Origin of the sequence: Pseudobutyrivibrio ruminis (assembly GCF_015057245.1) — a bacterium.
Classification (GTDB): domain Bacteria; phylum Bacillota; class Clostridia; order Lachnospirales; family Lachnospiraceae; genus Pseudobutyrivibrio; species Pseudobutyrivibrio ruminis_E.
The window spans coordinates 170,402-187,918 of sequence record NZ_SVET01000001.1; the positions used below are offsets into that span (position 1 = coordinate 170,402).

At 38.9% G+C, this 17,517-nt stretch carries 14 protein-coding genes and 1 tRNA gene; 5 read left to right on the top strand and 10 right to left on the bottom strand.

Translation table 11 applies throughout. The features are described from left to right. Positions 1–5 precede the first annotated feature (5 nt). From E7274_RS00860 to E7274_RS00895, 8 genes are all read right to left on the bottom strand, one after another. A complete protein-coding gene (locus E7274_RS00860) occupies positions 6–1,187 on the bottom strand; it encodes an SPFH domain-containing protein (protein ID WP_304172911.1) in 1,182 nt (393 codons plus the stop codon). A gap of 93 nt (positions 1,188–1,280) precedes the next feature. After that, positions 1,281–1,949 carry an acyltransferase gene (locus tag E7274_RS00865; protein ID WP_033154253.1) on the bottom strand — a complete coding sequence of 223 codons (669 nt, stop codon included), beginning with the start codon at positions 1,947–1,949 and terminating at the stop codon, positions 1,281–1,283. Positions 1,950–1,973: 24 nt separating this feature from the next. Then, positions 1,974–5,783: a DNA topoisomerase III gene (locus tag E7274_RS00870; protein ID WP_304172913.1), complete on the bottom strand. Its 3,810-nt coding sequence runs from the start codon at positions 5,781–5,783 to the stop codon at positions 1,974–1,976. Positions 5,784–5,872: 89 nt separating this feature from the next. Next, complete coding sequence (locus tag E7274_RS00875; RefSeq protein WP_304172915.1) at positions 5,873–7,231, bottom strand: ATP-binding protein; 1,359 nt, start codon at positions 7,229–7,231, stop codon at positions 5,873–5,875. Between the two features lie 175 nt (positions 7,232–7,406). Continuing rightward, positions 7,407–8,492: an aspartate-semialdehyde dehydrogenase gene (asd, locus tag E7274_RS00880; RefSeq protein WP_304172917.1), complete on the bottom strand. Its 1,086-nt coding sequence runs from the start codon at positions 8,490–8,492 to the stop codon at positions 7,407–7,409. A gap of 128 nt (positions 8,493–8,620) precedes the next feature. Further along, positions 8,621–10,021, bottom strand: coding sequence for an argininosuccinate lyase (gene argH, locus E7274_RS00885; protein WP_304172919.1), 1,401 nt, complete (start codon positions 10,019–10,021; stop codon positions 8,621–8,623). A 2-nt stretch (positions 10,022–10,023) separates the two neighbouring features. Then, positions 10,024–10,671, bottom strand: a complete 648-nt coding sequence (locus E7274_RS00890; protein ID WP_033154257.1) for an epoxyqueuosine reductase QueH — start codon at positions 10,669–10,671, stop codon at positions 10,024–10,026. Further along, positions 10,646–11,011 (bottom strand): hypothetical protein, encoded by a 366-nt coding sequence (locus tag E7274_RS00895; RefSeq protein ID WP_304172921.1) that lies wholly within the window; start codon positions 11,009–11,011, stop codon positions 10,646–10,648. The genes E7274_RS00890 and E7274_RS00895 overlap by 26 nt, the downstream gene beginning before the upstream one ends. Before the next feature lie 158 nt (positions 11,012–11,169). On the opposite strand from E7274_RS00895, the gene E7274_RS00900 reads away from it, so the two are divergent. From E7274_RS00900 to E7274_RS00920, 5 genes are all read left to right on the top strand, one after another. Then, positions 11,170–11,242: transfer RNA gene (locus E7274_RS00900), tRNA-Thr, on the top strand. Positions 11,243–11,305: 63 nt separating this feature from the next. Further along, on the top strand, positions 11,306–12,373 hold the full coding sequence (locus tag E7274_RS00905; protein WP_304172922.1) for an ABC transporter ATP-binding protein: 1,068 nt from the start codon (positions 11,306–11,308) through the stop codon (positions 12,371–12,373). Further along, on the top strand, positions 12,366–13,193 hold the full coding sequence (locus E7274_RS00910; RefSeq protein ID WP_304172924.1) for an ABC transporter permease: 828 nt from the start codon (positions 12,366–12,368) through the stop codon (positions 13,191–13,193). Before E7274_RS00905 ends, E7274_RS00910 begins: the two co-directional genes overlap by 8 nt. Further along, complete coding sequence (locus E7274_RS00915; RefSeq protein ID WP_304172925.1) at positions 13,190–13,978, top strand: ABC transporter permease; 789 nt, start codon at positions 13,190–13,192, stop codon at positions 13,976–13,978. Before E7274_RS00910 ends, E7274_RS00915 begins: the two co-directional genes overlap by 4 nt. Further along, positions 13,975–15,042: an ABC transporter substrate-binding protein gene (locus E7274_RS00920; protein WP_304172927.1), complete on the top strand. Its 1,068-nt coding sequence runs from the start codon at positions 13,975–13,977 to the stop codon at positions 15,040–15,042. Before E7274_RS00915 ends, E7274_RS00920 begins: the two co-directional genes overlap by 4 nt. Here the strand turns inward: E7274_RS00920 and E7274_RS00925 are convergent. Both E7274_RS00925 and recN read right to left on the bottom strand, forming a co-directional pair. Then, positions 15,039–15,719: a DUF5688 family protein gene (locus tag E7274_RS00925; RefSeq protein WP_304172929.1), complete on the bottom strand. Its 681-nt coding sequence runs from the start codon at positions 15,717–15,719 to the stop codon at positions 15,039–15,041. The two genes, E7274_RS00920 and E7274_RS00925, sit on opposite strands and share 4 nt — an antisense overlap. A gap of 96 nt (positions 15,720–15,815) precedes the next feature. After that, entirely contained in the window at positions 15,816–17,495 is a 1,680-nt protein-coding gene (gene recN, locus E7274_RS00930) for a DNA repair protein RecN (protein WP_304172931.1), read from the bottom strand. Positions 17,496–17,517 lie beyond the last annotated feature (22 nt).

A 17,517-nucleotide genomic window follows, 5' to 3' on the forward strand; every position in this document is an offset into this window, starting at 1 on the left:
CCTTCCTATGGTCTCTTAGTTCCGCAATTTACGCAGAAATTACCGTAGTTTTCATTGCCACAATTTGGACAGAACCATCTACCTGGCTGTGCTGCAGCTGGGTCCTGGACTGGAGCAGCCTGAGGCTGACCCATCTGAGGCTGTACTGGCTGACCTGGCTGACCAGCAAACTGCTGACCTGCTGCCATACCTGCAGCACCTGCATTTAATAAATCAGCTGCATTTGCACCACCAGCCTGCATCGCCATGTTCATGCCAAAGAATCCCATAGCTGCACCGTTTGCATTGCCAGCTGCTGTCTTCATTGCCTCTGCCTGAGCCTGTACAAGTGTTGCACCTGCCATAGCCTGTGAACGAAGTGCTCCAGACTTCTGAAGTTCTCTAAGTAAATCAGCATCCTTGTCAGGAATAACTGTTGTAAGAATCTGAACAGATGTAATTGCAAGACCGTACTTATCTGTCCATTCCTGATCAAGCTCATCGCTCATAGCCTCAGATATTTCCTTTGTATAAGCTGGAATACCTGAAGGTCTAACACCAAGTGCTGTAAGCTTGCCAAGTGCTGGCTGAAGGGCCTGGATAAATGTAGCACGAAGCTGATCCTGAATATCGTCAACTGTGTATTCGTTCTTTACGTTACCTGCAAGGTTAACATAAAGCTGAGTAGGATCAGATACTCTCATGCTGTAGTTACCGTTAAGCTTAAGTGTTGTATCTAAATCTAATCCAATGTTGTTATCAAGAATTCTGAAAGGAATTGGTGATGGTGTGCCGAACTTCAAACCAACAATATCCTTTGTGTTAACGAAATAAACTCTCTGTTGAACTGGCTTCTCACCACCGAATGTAAATCTACGTCCGAATTCCTTAAATACATCGATAAAGTCACCAGCAAAAATAGAAGCAGAACCATTATCTTCCCATTCATATGCGCCTGCCTCTGCAGCAACATCGATAATTCTTCCGCTATCAACTAAAAGAGCACACTGACCTTCGTTTACAATGATTGCAGAGCCATGTGAAATAACATCAACATCTCCCTGAGTATTTGTACCGCGGCCTGTCATCTTGTGAACAGCTCTTTTAACAAGTACATCTGATGACATTGAATCAGATACGAATAACTCTTTCCACTGATTTGCAAGCTCACCAGACACTGAGCCTTTTACTGCTTGAATAAGTCCCATTTTTTATAAATCCTCCCTAATAAAATAATCTTTAATTAGTTTAACAAAAAAGACCCATTCTTTAAAGAACGGGTCTTAAAAAATTTTAATTTTTTAGTTTTTCTTAACGATGTTGTCCTGGCTCTTGAAAATGCTGTCTGCTTCAACAACTCCTCTTACAGAAGAAAGTGGATAAACATTTGAACGAGGGCAAACTACTGTGCCAGGGTTGAGAACTGAGTTGCATCCAACCTCTACATTGTCTCCAAGCATAGCTCCAAATTTCTTTAATCCTGTTTCAATTTTCTCTCCATCACGTGATTTTACAACAACAAGAGTCTTGTCCTGCTTTACATTTGATGTGATTGAACCAGCACCCATATGAGACTTGTAACCAAGAACTGAATCACCAACATAGTTGTAATGAGGTACCTGTACGTTGTTAAAAAGAACAACGTTTTTAAGCTCTGTAGAGTTACCAACTACGCAATTCTTTCCAACAATAGCTGAACCTCTAATAAAAGCGCACTGGCGAACCTCAGCATCCTCATCAATGATAAGTGGTCCGTTTAGATATGCAGAGTCAAAAACCTTAGCTGACTTAGCTACCCAAACATCCTCTCCTCTTTTCTCGAACTTCTCAGGATCAAGAGTTGGGCCAAGCTTTTTAATGAACTCAGAAATCTCTGGAAGAACCTCCCATGGATATTCCTTTCCATCAAACAAATCTTTAGCGATAGTTTCATCTAAATTATACATAGATTTAATTTTTGTCTGTTCCATAATGTTCCCTTTCTTATATGTAAATTACTTTGCATCTGAATAATTATCGAACTCAAACTCAGTTCTGCATTCGTCATTGAGCTTAAGTCTCGCATCAAAGAATAAACCTTTTTTACTTAAAAAGCCAGATATAACATCAGTTTTCTTTTCAAGAATAAGCTTTCTGAATTGGTCCTCTGGAATATCAACACCAGCAACCTTGCCAACATAAAACTGGCAACTATCTACATTGTCCCTTATGTTATTCTTACATCTGTAGCCAAAGTGATTCTTTAAAATAGGCTCACCACACTTAGGACACTTCAAGCCTTCCATAACCTTTTCTTCGTCTTCGAAGACGAACTTTATTCCAGATACCTTACCAGTTTCATCTTTGTTCAAAGCAAGCTTAGCATCAAACTTTGATCCCTTCTTAGACTTAAATCCGGAAATAGTAGATGTGATACCATCCTTTAAAAGTTCTTTCACCTGAGCTTCTTTAAGCTTTACTCCAGCAATCTGGCCAATATTAAATCCGCATGAGTTCTCAGGATCATCCTTTTTGTAATTGCTACATCCGTAACCAAATGGAGTAACAACAACTTTACCTCCACAAACGGGGCAAACTACATCCTTAATATCCTTTGCTTCTACATTGTCAAAATCGAAGGTTATCTCTGATTTGCCTTCTTCGTTTTTCTTAAGGACAAGACAGGCATCAAACTTTTTACCTGATTTGCCTTTGAAACCACGAATAGTTTTGGTGTGTCCTTCTGTAAGAAGCTCTTTCACATCACCATCACCAATCTTTTTAGAAGCAATCTCTCCTATAACAAAATTACATTTATTTTCTTTATCAAAGTACTTTTCGCAAGCAAAACCGAAGTTTGTCTTTATGATTTTATTGCCGCAATCAGGACAAACCACATCTGCCAAATAGTTAGGAGCCACATCATCGAAATCAAATACAAGCTCTGTACGACCTGTTTCTTCATTCTTTTTAAGAACAAGCCTTGCATCAAACTTCTTTCCAGTCTTGCCTTTAAAGCCTCTAAGTGTATCTGACTTTCCTTCTTTAAGAATCTCAGTAACAACCTGCGAGCTGATATTCTTTCCTGCAATTGTCTTTCCTATATAGAACTTACATGAGTTTTCATCCTGGGCATTAAAATTAGCACAGCCATATCCGCTAGGACGAACAAGAATATCTCCGCCACAATCAGGACATTTAACATCTGGAAGCTTTTCAGCCTCAATTCCATCAAAGTTGAAGCTAAGTACCTTCTTGCCCTCTTCGTTTTCTTTTAATTGAATCTTGGCGCTGAACTTCTGATTAGTCTTTGATTTGAAGCCAGTAAGCACATCAGTAATTCCATTATTAAGAAGTGCGGTAAGCTCTTCTAATGAGATTTTTCTGCCAGCGATTTCACCAACAGAGAAATAGCACTGATTTTCCTCCTGGAAACGATGCTCACATGCAAATCCATAACCAGTCTTTGCGATTCTTCCACCACAAACAGGACATTTCAAATCCTCAACATACTCAGTAGGTGTTTCAGAGAAATCAAAGCTGACATTGAATTCACCATCTTCGTTTTTGCCTAGCTTAAGCACAGATTTGAAAGGCTTGTTAGATTTACTCTTAAATCCTTCTATTAAATCTGTCTTACCCTCAAGGATGAGCTTTCTAAATTGTTCCTCTGGCAAGTCTACTCCGGCAATCTGACCGATACTAAATCTACATTTAATTTCGTCGTTAGTGTAGTTACTGCATCCATATCCAAAGGATGTAGTGGTAAGCTCGCCACCACATGCTGGACAATTGATTCCAAGAGGCTTTCTTGTAGCAAGTCCCTTAGAATCCTTACCAGTGAACTGATTAATATTAAGAGCAATAGTCTGAGTCAGGTCGGAATCTATCATGCTCTTTGTTTCAGTACGGATATAGTCCTCAAGTTCTTTACGATAATCGTCGAACTCTACAGAACCATTAATAATTCCTTCCAATCCCTTTTCCCAGTTGGCAGTCTGCTCTGGCTTTAAAAGAGATGGTGTAGTCAAAAGAACTACCTCGTAAATCATCTCGCCAAGTCGCTCTGGCGTAATGACCTGAGTCTTGTTATTTTGATTTAGATATCCAATTCGAACCAGCTTTTCAAGTATTTCGCCTCGTGTAGCAGATGTTCCAATACCAGTAGTCTTAATCTGCTCTCGAAGCTCCTCATCCTCAATTAGCTTTCCTGCATTTTCCATTGCAAGAATCAAGGAACCAGATGTATATCTCTTAGGTGGAGAAGTCTTTCCTTCCTTTAACTCGAAGCCATTTACATTGATGGAATCTCCTATATTAACCTGCTCTACAAAGGCTGCAAACTTTTCTTTAGAAAAATCATCCTCAGCCTCTTCGTTTTCATCATCAGATTCCCCTGTATCGTCCTTTTTATTCTTAGGGATGCCGGCAATTTCAAGGTATCCTGGCTTTACTAACAGCTTTGCTCCTGCAAAGAAGCATTCAGAATCTATCTTAACTGTGATTTTTACATTTTTGTACTCTGCAGGTGGATAGAAAATAGAAAGAAAACGACGAACAATAAGCTCGTAAACCTTTTGACTAAGAGGGGAAAGGTTTTCTATTCCATTGCACTGACCGGTAGGAATAATTGCATAGTGATCAGTAACCTTGCTATCGTCTGTATAGCTGGTCTTTTCAATGCCGATGTATTTTCTATCTGCAAGAATCTCATGAACATACTTTGCAGTAGGTCCGTAAGACTGAAGCTTGTTAAGGTTTTTATTGATTTCCTTTGCAACTGCTGTTGTAAGGACTCTGGCGTCTGTACGAGGATATGTGGTGTACTTTTTCTCGTAAAGCTCCTGAATAATATCAAGGGTTTGAGCCGGAGAAATTTTGAAGCGCTTAGAGCACTCTGACTGAAGCTCTGCCAAGTTAAAAAGTAGTGGCGCTTTTTTCTTTGAAATACCTGTTTCCTTATCTGAAACCTGGGCCTCTGCATTTGTTAAATCGTCTATTAACTTCCCGGCGCTATCCTTTGTTTTAAAGCCGTTACCCTTATCGCCATACAACAAAGGGGATTCAAAATACTTGGATCCGTCAACAGCTTTCCACTCAGCAGGGAAATTAACATCTGAGAACTTACCAACCACTTTGAAGAATGGATCCTCGTTAAAATTACGAATCTCTCTTTCTCTCTCAACTACCATACCAAGCACACAAGTCATAACTCGACCAATAGCAATTGCTGCATAGCTTGTAGTAGCTGCCGCATCATTTATCAAACGGCCATATTTAACAGATAAAGCACGAGAAAAATTAATACCAAGACTGTAATCCTCGATGGTACGCATAATACCAGATGCTCCAAGCTTTGCGTAATCGCTCATTGGCTTTGCTTCATTAATACCGCGCAGGATTTCATCATCAGTCTGTGAATCAATCCAAACACGAAGCTCTGTCATGCCATCACGAACTCCACCATAATTACGGATGTTTTCCTCAATTGTCTGTCCTTCTTTTCCCGAGTCACCTGCCCAATATACGGTATCAATATCCTCTCTGTGCAAAAGGCTATTAACTACTTTGTATTGGTCCTTTGCAGATTCAACAACACCGTACTTGTACTCAGTAGGCAAAAATGGCAAATCCTCAAGATTCCAGTTTTTATATTTAATGTCATACTCCTCTGGATAAACCATCTGAACCAAATGTCCATAGCACCAGCTAATGACATATTCATTATTCTCAATAAATCCGTTTTGATTTCCGGAAACCTTCAGCACTCTTGCAAAGTCTCTTGCAACAGATGGTTTCTCAGTGATAATCAATTTTTTGCCCAAACTTATAACTCCCTTGTAAAAAATTAATTTTAGTTTTAATAATATTTAGAGCCCCTAGCTAAAGGCAAGGGGCTCTAAATATTATAACTTTATAGTTCCGTCATGTCCACCAACACAACAGATTTATTTTCTTTTGAAAGCTCAACTAATTTGTTATCAAACTTAGTAGCTGAGAAAAGGAATATGGTGTTTGCAGTGATACGAGCTTGCTTCATAGAATCAAGAAGCTTTTCGTATGTTTCGTATCCCATAGTCTTCTCTGTCCAGTTGCAAATACCAACAACATTTTCTCTGTTAGAGCTTTGACCGATTACATCAATTGTTCCTTCTTTACCAAGCCATGTACCAATTTTTACAAGCTTGATTGGTAGCTGACCTACCATATTTAATAGATGTAAATATTCTCTACATACATCCACGAAATAATTCTCTAAGTATTCATCCAAATATGGAGCAATGAACTTGTCATAGAAAGCTTCTGGTGTGTGTGAAATCAGCTCTGATAAATGAGGATATACAAATGTGAACCAGAAATTTATGTAAGGCTCAACAATTCTGTAGATACCCTTTTTTGTATTGTCCCATCCACCTGTCTCAAAGGAAACAACCTTATCTATAACATCAAATGCTGCCAAGTTTTTCATATATACAGAAATCTTTGCTCTTGAATATCCTGTATCCTCAAACAAATCATTAAGCTTTTCATTGCCTGCCGCAATTGAACCTAAGATTGTGTTGTAGCAAGATAATTCTCTAAGCTCTGAAGAAATATATCCCTCAGCTTCTGAATAAAGAAATCCTGTTGGAGATAATATATTTTCACAGACATTTGCCTTAATGCTCTTTTTACCATTCCATCTGTCCAGATAATCAGAAACACCACCGATGATACCGTATGTGCTAACGCACTGAGCAACAGTGTAATTAGGAAATGCCCTTACAATATCAAGGAATGAATGATTCTCAAGCTTAATAGTCTCATCAATTTCATTAATAGAATTGCCAGCAAATTCTGCAAAGGTATTTTCAGACCATACAATTGAAGAACTAGCGATAATGATCATAACCTTGCCTGGATAAAGCTTTCTATTCTTTAAAGAAACAAGGCTTGCAAATAAGTCATTATTCTTTTTGATAGCAAACTGAGCTTCATCAATAATAAATACAAGCTTTGAGCCATCTTTAGATTTGAAGTTCCTGAAACACTCGTCAAAAGATTCAGATTCCATCTTTTTATCATAAGCAGATGCCATCTGATCATTAAGATACTTTAGCTGCTTGTTGTCTGAGCATTGACGGCTACGATAATAAAGATAATCCTTGCCAGTTGTGAATTCATCTAGAACGGACTCACAGCCGCAGCCACGTCTGCCATATAAAAGCACAAGGTTGCTTTTATTCTCTTGGTAAATAGTTTCTAGCTTCTTAAGTTCGTTGCTTCGTGTCATGTTATTCTCCCAATAAAACGTCAATTCACTAAGTACGAGTACTATAATAACACAATTCACTTTAGCAGACTACACTAAAAAAGTATTTTATTTGAATTTAATTTATAAAATATATTTATATCAATAAAAAAGGTAAGCACAATCTACTGTGCTTACCTTAAAATCGGGATTTTTCTTATTTAGCTGTGATATAACCCTGTGCCTTAAGAAGCTCTGCACAAAGAACTGCACCACCTGCAGCACCACGTACTGTGTTGTGTGACAATCCAACGAACTTCCAATCGTAGATGCTATCCTCACGAAGACGGCCAACAGAAACACCCATGCCGTTCTCATAGTCAACATCAAGTGATACCTGAGGTCTGTTATCCTCTTCCATGTAGCGGATGAACTGCTTTGGTGCTGATGGAAGCTTAAGCTCCTGTGGAACGCCAGAGAAATTGTTAATAGCATCAATAAGCTGCTGCTTTGTAGGCTGCTTTTTGAACTTAACAAATACAGCTGCTGTATGTCCGTTAAGAACTGGAACACGGATACACTGACTAGTAATCTTTACATCATCAGCTGGAACGATAACACCGTCCTTGATTTCGCCCCAAATTCTAAGTGGCTCCTTCTCAGACTTCTCTTCCTCTCCTGAGATAAATGGGATGATGTTGTGCTCCATCTCTGGCCAATCCTTAAATGTCTTTCCTGCACCAGAAATAGCCTGATATGTTGTAACAACAACCTCATATGGCTCAAATTTCTTCCAAGCTGTAAGAACTGGAGCATATGACTGAATTGAGCAGTTAGGCTTAACTGCAACGAATCCTCTAGTTGTACCAAGTCTCTGTCTCTGATACTTGATAACATCCATGTGCTGAGGATTGATTTCTGGGACAACCATAGGTACATCTGGAGTCCATCTATGTGCTGAGTTGTTTGAAACTACTGGAGTCTCAGTTTTAGCGTAAGCTTCTTCGATTGCCTTGATTTCATCCTTAGACATATCAACTGCAGAGAATACGAAGTCTACTTCTTTAGCTACTTCTTCAACCTCATTAACGTTCTTTACAATGATGTCCTTTACAGCTGCAGGCATTGGAGTATCCATCTTCCATCTGCCACCTACTGCATCCGCATAACGCTGTCCCGCAGAACGTGGTGAAGCTGCAATAGTTGTAACCTCGAACCATGGATGATTCTCAAGTAGAGAAATAAATCTCTGACCAACCATACCAGTACCACCAAGAATTCCGACTCTTAATTTCTCGCTCATTTCAAACTTCTCCTTACTTTTTGTATTTGTGTCGCGGACAAATGTCCGTCATTAGACTAGATTATAATCAAACTATATAATAAATGCAAGGAGAAATTAAACAAATTTAACAACTCCTTGCATAATTATTACTCAAAACTAAAATGTTCTGGAATATTCTTCATAAAATCCTTACATAACTGGATTTCATCTAGCATAGCATCATGACCTGGAGCGCCAACTGTAAGGCGCTTGTTTACGCAAGTCTCCATAGAAATCGCATCGAAGATATCTTCATCGAAGGCTTCAGAATAGCTTCTAAGCTCCTCCAAAGACATATCGTCAATGGCAATCCCCTTATCGATGCAAGCCAAAACAATTTGACCAATGATTCCGTGTGCATCTCTGAATGGAACACCCTTATTTACAAGGTAATCTGCCGCATCTGTGGCATTTGTAAAGCCGTTTCTAGCGCTCTTCGCCATCACGTCCTTATTGAACTTGATTGTAGAAAGCATACCGTCGAATAGAATTATGCAATCCTGGACTGTCTTCATAGCATCAAAAGACATTTCCTTGTCCTCCTGCATATCTTTATTGTAAGCAAGAGGTATGCCCTTCATTGTAGTAAGAAGTGACATCAAAGCACCATAAACACGACCAGTCTTTCCACGTACAAGCTCAGCAATATCCGGGTTCTTCTTCTGAGGCATAATAGAGCTTCCTGTAGAGAAGGCATCATCGATCTCGATGAATCGATATTCATTACTATTCCAGATAATGATTTCCTCTGAAAAACGAGAAAGATGCATCTGGATAGTACAAAGTGCTGATAAGAACTCAATAAGATAATCTCTATCGGAAACACCGTCCATTGAATTAAGTGTAGGTATTTCAAATCCAAGGAGCTTTGCTGTCATATCTCTATCCAAAGGATATGTGGTGCCTGCCAAGGCGCCAGAGCCCAATGGACAAGTGTACATTGATGAGTTGATGAAAGCTAAGCGCATAACATCTCTTTTAAACATCTCGAAGTAGGCTCCCATATGATGGGCAACTGTAATAGGTTGAGCCTTTTGAAGATGTGTGAAGCCTGGCATGATGGTGTCGATGTTTTCTTCCATAATGCCAAGAATTGTATTTAACAGGTGTTCCAAAGCTTTTGCTGTAGAGTTGACCTGCTCTCTTGTGTAGAGCTTCATATCGAGAGCAACCTGGTCATTTCTGGAACGTCCAGTATGGAGCTTCTTTCCAGCATCTCCGATTCTATCGATCAGATTTGCTTCAACAAAACTGTGTACGTCCTCATACTCAGATGTTATCTGAAGTGCACCAGACTTAACATCAGCTTCGATTCCATCAAGACCAGCAAGAATCTGATTTTTCTCATCATCTGTGATAACTCCAACAGATGCCAACATAGTAACATGAGCTCTACTGCCTCTTACATCCTGCTCGAAAAGCTTTTTATCAAAATTGATAGAAGCATTGAAATCGTAAACAATTTGATCTGTAGCCTTGGTGAATCTTCCACCCCATAACTGCGCCATAACTAATCCTCCATACTTGCCTGTTGTTTCTGTAACTGTCTGTCTCTATAAGAATAGACACATCCGCAGTAATCCTGCCTATACATGTCGTATTCCTTTGAAAGCTCAGTGCTTCGCTTATACCCTTCCCTCTTTTTAAAATCACTTGGAAGCCAAGGTATCTCAAGCTCTTCGGCGATTTTCATGCCGATTTCATTAAGCACCTGGGAATCTTTCATTGGTGATATTGTAAGCGTTGTTGTGAAAAAGTCAAAGCCTTTTTCTTTTGCAACCATCGCAGTACGTCTCAAACGAAGATCATAACACTTGTGGCATCTAGCACCTTTTTCCGGCTCATTTTCAAGACCCTTTGCTATTTCATAGAAGCTGTCTTTATCGTAATCTCCCTCAATAAAAGCAACCGGATGCTTGGTTGGAAATTCGTTGATAAAGCGTTGCTGTTCCTTTACACGATGATAATACTCATCGTCAGGATAAATATTTGGATTGTAGTAAAATACAGTAACATTGAAATACTGAGACAAGTACTCTATACAGTAACTACTACATGGACCACAACAGCTATGTAACAATAAAGAAGGCACTCGGCCTTCTTTTTCTAAGTTCTCTATTAACTTATCCAGTTTATTTTGATAATTTTGACGAATCATTACTTGACCAAATATATAAAAATACTATTGCAAAAACATAAACACATGCCATAAGGATCATGAAAGGTATCTGAGAAGCCATAATGCCGCAAACAATCTGAGCAATGATGACAAGTCCATGAATCCAAATAGGAATTTTATTAAGGCAAGCAGCAAGTGCAGCCTCTAAAATAACCATTACGCAAGCCACTACCACATTAATCTTAAATGCAACGATTGAAACTACGATAGCAACAATTGCGAAAATTCCAAGGGCTATAAGTGTAATTAAAGGAAGATTTTCTTTTGTGAAGAACTCCTTAATGTTAAATGCAGGTAAATTTTTCTTTTTTGTTTCCATGCTAAATCCCCACTAATAATAAATTTTGGTACAAGTGTCATTATAATAAAACATATTGATTTTCTCAACATTTTAATTGAGTTTTTAATTGATTTTTTCCAATCGATATATTACACTTAATCTCGCATGGATAAAGGCTATATAGGCTTTTTTCATAAGCTCCGATAGCTCAGTTGGTAGAGCACCTCACTCGTAATGAGGGGGTCGTCAGTTCGAGTCTGATTCGGAGCTTTTATTTTACCTACACTACTATGGGTAAAGTAAATGTTATGAATGTATAAGGAGGATGATTAATTGGAATTTATTCAATTCGATCACGTATCAAAAAGCTACGGTAAGCAGCTAGTTCTTGATGAGTTAGACCTTTACGTTAAAGAGAACTCTTTTGTTACTCTTTTAGGTCCATCCGGCTGCGGTAAGACAACCACTCTTCGTCTTTTAGGTGGTTTTGAAAAGCCTGATTCAGGCAAGATTTATTTAAATGGTAATGATATTACTGCACTTCCTGCAAACCTTCGTCCAATCAACACGGTTTTCCAGAAGTACGCACTCTTCCCTCACATGACAATTGAGGAAAACATTGCCTTCGGATTGAAAATCCAAAAGAAATCAAAAGAATATATCGACGACAAAATCAAGTATGCATTAAAGCTTGTTAACCTTGATGGATTTGAAAATCGTTCAATTGATTCTCTTTCTGGTGGTCAGCAGCAGCGAATTGCTATTGCACGAGCTATCGTTAACGAACCAAAGGTTCTTCTATTGGACGAGCCACTTGGCGCTCTCGATTTAAAGCTTCGTCAGAGCATGCAGTACGAGCTTATGAAAATCAAGCAGGAGCTTGGTATCACTTTCATATATGTAACTCATGACCAGGAAGAGGCCCTTACTATGTCAGACACAATCGTTGTTATGAACCAGGGCTACATCCAGCAGATTGGTACTCCAGAGGACATCTACAACGAGCCTGAAAACGCTTTCGTTGCCGATTTCATTGGAGAAAGCAATATTATAGAAGGAATCATGATTAAGGATGAGCTTGTTTCATTCCTTGGAGTTCAGGTTCCATGTGTTGATAAGGGATTCGGTACTATGAAGCCTGTAGACGTTGTTATTCGTCCAGAGGATGTTGAGCTTGGCAAGCCAGGCGAAGGTTTCATGGACGGTGTCATTACCGACTGCTTATTCAAGGGTGTTCACTACGAATTAGATGTTCAGTGTGGCCAGTATGAATGGTTAGTACACACCACAAAGTACTTCGAAATTGGTCAGCACGTTTCACTAAACGTTATTCCATTCAACATTCAGATTATGAACAAACCTGAATCAGAGGACGAGGAGGTACTTAAGGAGGATGATTAATAAGCTACGCACTAGCTTTCTCGCCATGCCTTATGCAATATGGGTGTTGATTTGCACCATCCTGCCTTTGTTTTACATCCTTGGCTATGCCATCACAAATGGCGATGGAGGCTTAACAATTGAAAACCTTACAGCTATAGCAGATCCAGTTCATTTAAAATCACTCGGTCTGTCTATTCAGGTTGCTTTTATCACTACTGTTATCTGCCTTATTATGGCTTACCCAGTAGCTTTGATACTTCACAACCTTAAAATCACAAATAAAGGATTTATTGTATTTTTGTTTATCCTTCCAATGTGGATGAATTTCATGCTTCGTATCCTTGCTTGGCAGAATATTCTTTCCAACAACGGAATTTTAAACAGCATACTTACAGCACTTGGTCTTCCAACAGTGCACATCCTTTATACAAAGGCCGCTGTTATCCTTGGTATGGTTTACGACTTTTTGCCATACATGATACTTCCTATTTACAACTCACTTTCAAAGATTAGTGACGATGTAATTGAAGCAGCTGCGGACCTTGGTTCAAACTGGCTAAACACATTTGTAAAAATTACCGTTCCACTTTCAAGAGATGGAATTATATCTGGAATCATTATGGTATTCGTACCTGCCCTCTCATCTTTCGTTGTTTCCAACTTACTTGGTGGAGGAAAGGTATTATTAATCGGAAATGTTATTGAGCAAGAATTCACTCTAGCTAGAAACTGGAATTTAGGATCTGGATTATCAATCATCCTTATGCTATTCGTTCTTGCTTCAATGAGTATCATGAATAAGGTTGATGATTCCGAGAATGGAGGTATGCTTCTATGAAAAAAATCAAAAAAGGCGCCTCTACTTTATACTTAGCATTAATATTCCTATTTTTATATGCACCAATACTGGTTCTCATAGTTTTATCATTCAATAATTCTATGTCACGAACAGTATGGGGAGGATTTACCATACAATGGTACCTTAATCTTCCTTCCAACGACACTATCATGGATGCTTTGTTCACTACAATTAAGATTACACTTTCTTCCAGCATCCTTGCTACAGTCCTTGGTACATCAGCAGCCATCGGTATCAACCGTATGAAAAAGCGCCATGCCGCTATTATGCTTGGAGCAACAAACATTCCTCTTTTAAATGCAGATATCGTTACAGGTATTTCACTTATGCTTCTGTTTACACGATTCTCATCACTTGGAGAGTTTTCAGTTGTACTTGCTCATATAGCATTTTCAGTGCCATACGTCATTTTCAATGTATTGCCAAAGCTTCAATCTATGTCTGATGCCTGCTACGAGGCAGCTATGGATTTAGGTGCTACACCTTGGTACGCATTTTACAAAGTAATTTGGCCAGAGATTTTCCCTGGCGTGCTTTCAGGATTTTTAATGGCATTTACAATGTCACTTGATGATTTCACAATCACATACTTTACAAAGGGAGCCGGAGTCAACACCCTTTCAACTATGCTTTACACAGAGCTTAGAAAAGGTATTCAGCCAGAGCTTTACGCACTTTCAACTCTCCTCTTCCTTTTAGCATTCATGATGCTTATTGCTACAAACTTTAAAGGTTCTAAAAAGGAGGTATCAGCTAGACGATGAAGAAAAAGCTTATTATTATCTGTAGCCTCCTGTGCCTCACTTTTACTAGTTGCTTTTCATTTACAGCTTGTGGTAATGATGCAGCCAGCGACGACACATTAGTTGTTTTAAATTATGGTAAATATATCGAGGCTGATGTTTTAAAACGTTTCCAGAAGGAAACCGGCATCACTGTAAAATACGAAGAATACGAATCTGTTGAGGATATGTACGCTAAATACAAAGCAGGCTCAATCAATTACGATGTAATCTGTACTTCCGATTACATGATTGAAACACTTCGTAAGGAAGGTGAGCTAATCCCAATCGATTACAACTCACTTCAGTATTACGAAAACATTGACCCAACCATTATCGAAGCATCAGAAGCTTTCGACCCAACTCACAAATACACTGTCCCTTACTTCTACGGTACAGTAGGTATTCTTTACAACACTGAAAAGGTTGATGAAGAAACAGTTAGCAGTTGGAATTGTCTTTGGGACCCTGCTTACAAAAATCAAATCGTTATGATTAACTCACAGCGTGATGCTTTTATGGTTCCACTTAAGCTACTTCAGTACAACATAAACACCACTAGCAAGGCAGAGCTTGATGAAGCATTTGATATGCTTTGTGACGAAAAGCAGTATGTTTACGCTTATCTAATGGATGAAACATACGAATGCATGGTTTCAGAAGATGCTGCCATGGCTGTATGCTACTCCGGTGAAGCTGCTATGGGTATGGAATACAACGACAAGCTTGCCTACACTGTTCCAAAAGAAGGTGGCAACCTTTGGATTGATTCATGGTTTGTTCCTCGTACATGTAAGCACTACGATGCGGCAATGAAATGGATTGATTTTATGTGTGAGGAAGAGGCAGCCACAGAAAACTTTGAATATGTTTGGTATGCTACCCCTAATCTCACTGTAGCCGGCAACGAAGACGCTGAAACACTTGCAGACGAAACAGTATTTCCTACAAAGGAAACACTTGCTCGCTGCGATTTGTACAACGCCTACGATGACGAAACATTGGACTATACCACTACTCTTTGGAAGAAGCTCAAGGCATATTAAATTATGCAAATAGCATTGTTCTCTAAAGAATAATAATACAAACTGTCAGATAGAATATCTTCTTCAGGAACTTCATTTTGATTAACCATCGAAATCATTTCCTTAAGATCATCGATTCCTATCTGGCAGTTTTTCATTTCTCTATAAATCAAAACCTCATGAATAGAACATGGAATTATGAAAAGATTCGATTTCATTCTTTCAGCGATGTCCTTGATTACATCCTTATACAAAATAGCAGATGCCCCGTAGGTACCCAATTGATTTGATAGCACCTGTAGGGGAATAAATCCATCCTCGATAGCCGCAGCGTCATACATATCTTCTGCTCCAGTAATTTCTGCTATTGTAGAAAATATTCCCTGAAACTTCAAACCAAGAATACGCTGAGTATTTACACTTGACGCATTCATCAAATCTGTCACGCTAAGATCAAGCATAAGCATATGCTCATTATTAAGCATGAACCCCTTAAATTCATCCTCATTGTCACTAGGGAATAAATAATAAAACACAATGGCCAAATCTAAATACTCCACGTGTGGTACAGTTTCTAAAAGCTCCCTATTTCTCTCCTTGTTTATAAGCTTGTATATAATACGAGTTTTTGCCACCTCAAGGTCCTTAAACATAAGAGCAAAATCAATTCTATCTATATGTAATTTTTCAGTAATCATAATAATATGATATAAAAAGTATTGGGATTTATATAAAGAAAAAATGATCCGCATGTTACCATGCGGATATTAATATATCAAGATTCAATATTAAAATCAAGCTTTATTTTTGTAGCTGTTGGCTAATTCCTTCATTTCTCGGGCATTTGTAAGAACCGCCTCTGTAATAGCACTGCCACCAAGCATTCTTGCAAGCTCCTCAATAGTGTCATTGTCGTAAAGCTTTTTAATACCTGAAATAGTGTGGCCCTGCTCAACATTCTTTTCAATGAGGAAATGAGTATCTGCCATAGCAGCAATCTGAGGTAGATGTGTGATACAAATAACCTGATGCTTATCTGCTACAGTACAAAGCTTTTCTGATACAGCTTGTGCTGTTCTACCAGAAATACCTGCATCAATCTCATCGAAAATAAGAGTATCGATTCCGCCGCCTGAAGCAAGAACAGTCTTGATTGCAAGCATAATACGGCTCATTTCACCACCTGATGCAATATCCTTAAGTGGACGAAGTGGCTCACCTGGGTTTGTGCAAATCATAAACTCACCACTATCAAAACCATCTGCTGTGTAGTGATCAAGCTTTGTAAGATGCATTTCGAATTCAGAATTAAGGAAGTTCAAATCGCTCATTGCTTCCTGCATCTTTTTAGAAAGTTCTGCTGCGCACTTTCTGCGAATATCAGAAAGCTTCTGGCATAAATCATCAAGCTCTTTTGTAGCAACATCCACCTTGTGCTTTAATTCTGCCAAATACTCATCAAAGGATTCAAACTTTGCCTTCTTTTCCTGACGAGCAGCAAGCTCCTGTAAAACAGCTTCGATTGTGGAACCGTATTTGTCCTTCAGTCTGTTGATTTCATTTAAGCGAAGCTCTACTTCGTTGAATCTGCTAGCATCAAAAGATGCGTCAGACATGTAGCTCGAAAGCTCTCTGTTGAAATCTGAAATAATACTATCAGCATCATTAAGCATAGAAAGAAATTCCGATGCCCTATCATCGATAGATTCTATATATCGTATATCCGATATTGCAGAACTGATGGCATCTGACACACCGCCATCTCCTGCCATAGCTTCATGAGCTCTACCAAAATATTCCATAGTGCGGCTAAAGTTTGAAAGACGTTTGTATTCATCCTCAAGCTCTTCATCCTCACCTATTTTTAAATTAGCAGACTCAATTTCATTTATTTCATGCTCCAAAAGAACAATTTCTCTTTCCTTTGAAACATCACTTTGCTTTGCTTCTTCAAGCTCTGCAGTAAGTGCCTTGTAATTCTTATAAGATTCAGCAATTCTATCCTTCAAATCACCTATCTCATTTTTAGCAAACTCATCTAGAAGCTCCATGTGGCGCTTTGTATTAAGAAGTGACTGATGTTCCTTCTGTCCGTAGATATCAAGTAACAACGCCCCAACTTCTTTCATCTTTGCAGCTGGAACCTGCTCGCCATTAATCTTTCCAACGGCGCGAGATTCAGTGATTCTTCTAGACATAATCACTTCGTCATCGTATGGCTCCACTCCCATTTCTCTCAGAGCTTCCTTTGTACTTTCATCATTGATAAGGTATACAGCTTCCACAAATGCCTCAGAATCAGCATCTCTAAGAAAATCCTTAGATGCCTTGTCTCCAAGACTTAGATGAAGTGCTCCCAAAATGATAGATTTACCTGCTCCGGTTTCTCCCGATAAGATATTAAGCCCCTTAGAAAAAACAATCTCCTCTTCATCAATAAGGGCTAAGTTTTTAACGTGCAAACTAGCTAGCATTTAATTCTCCTTTTCTATGCCC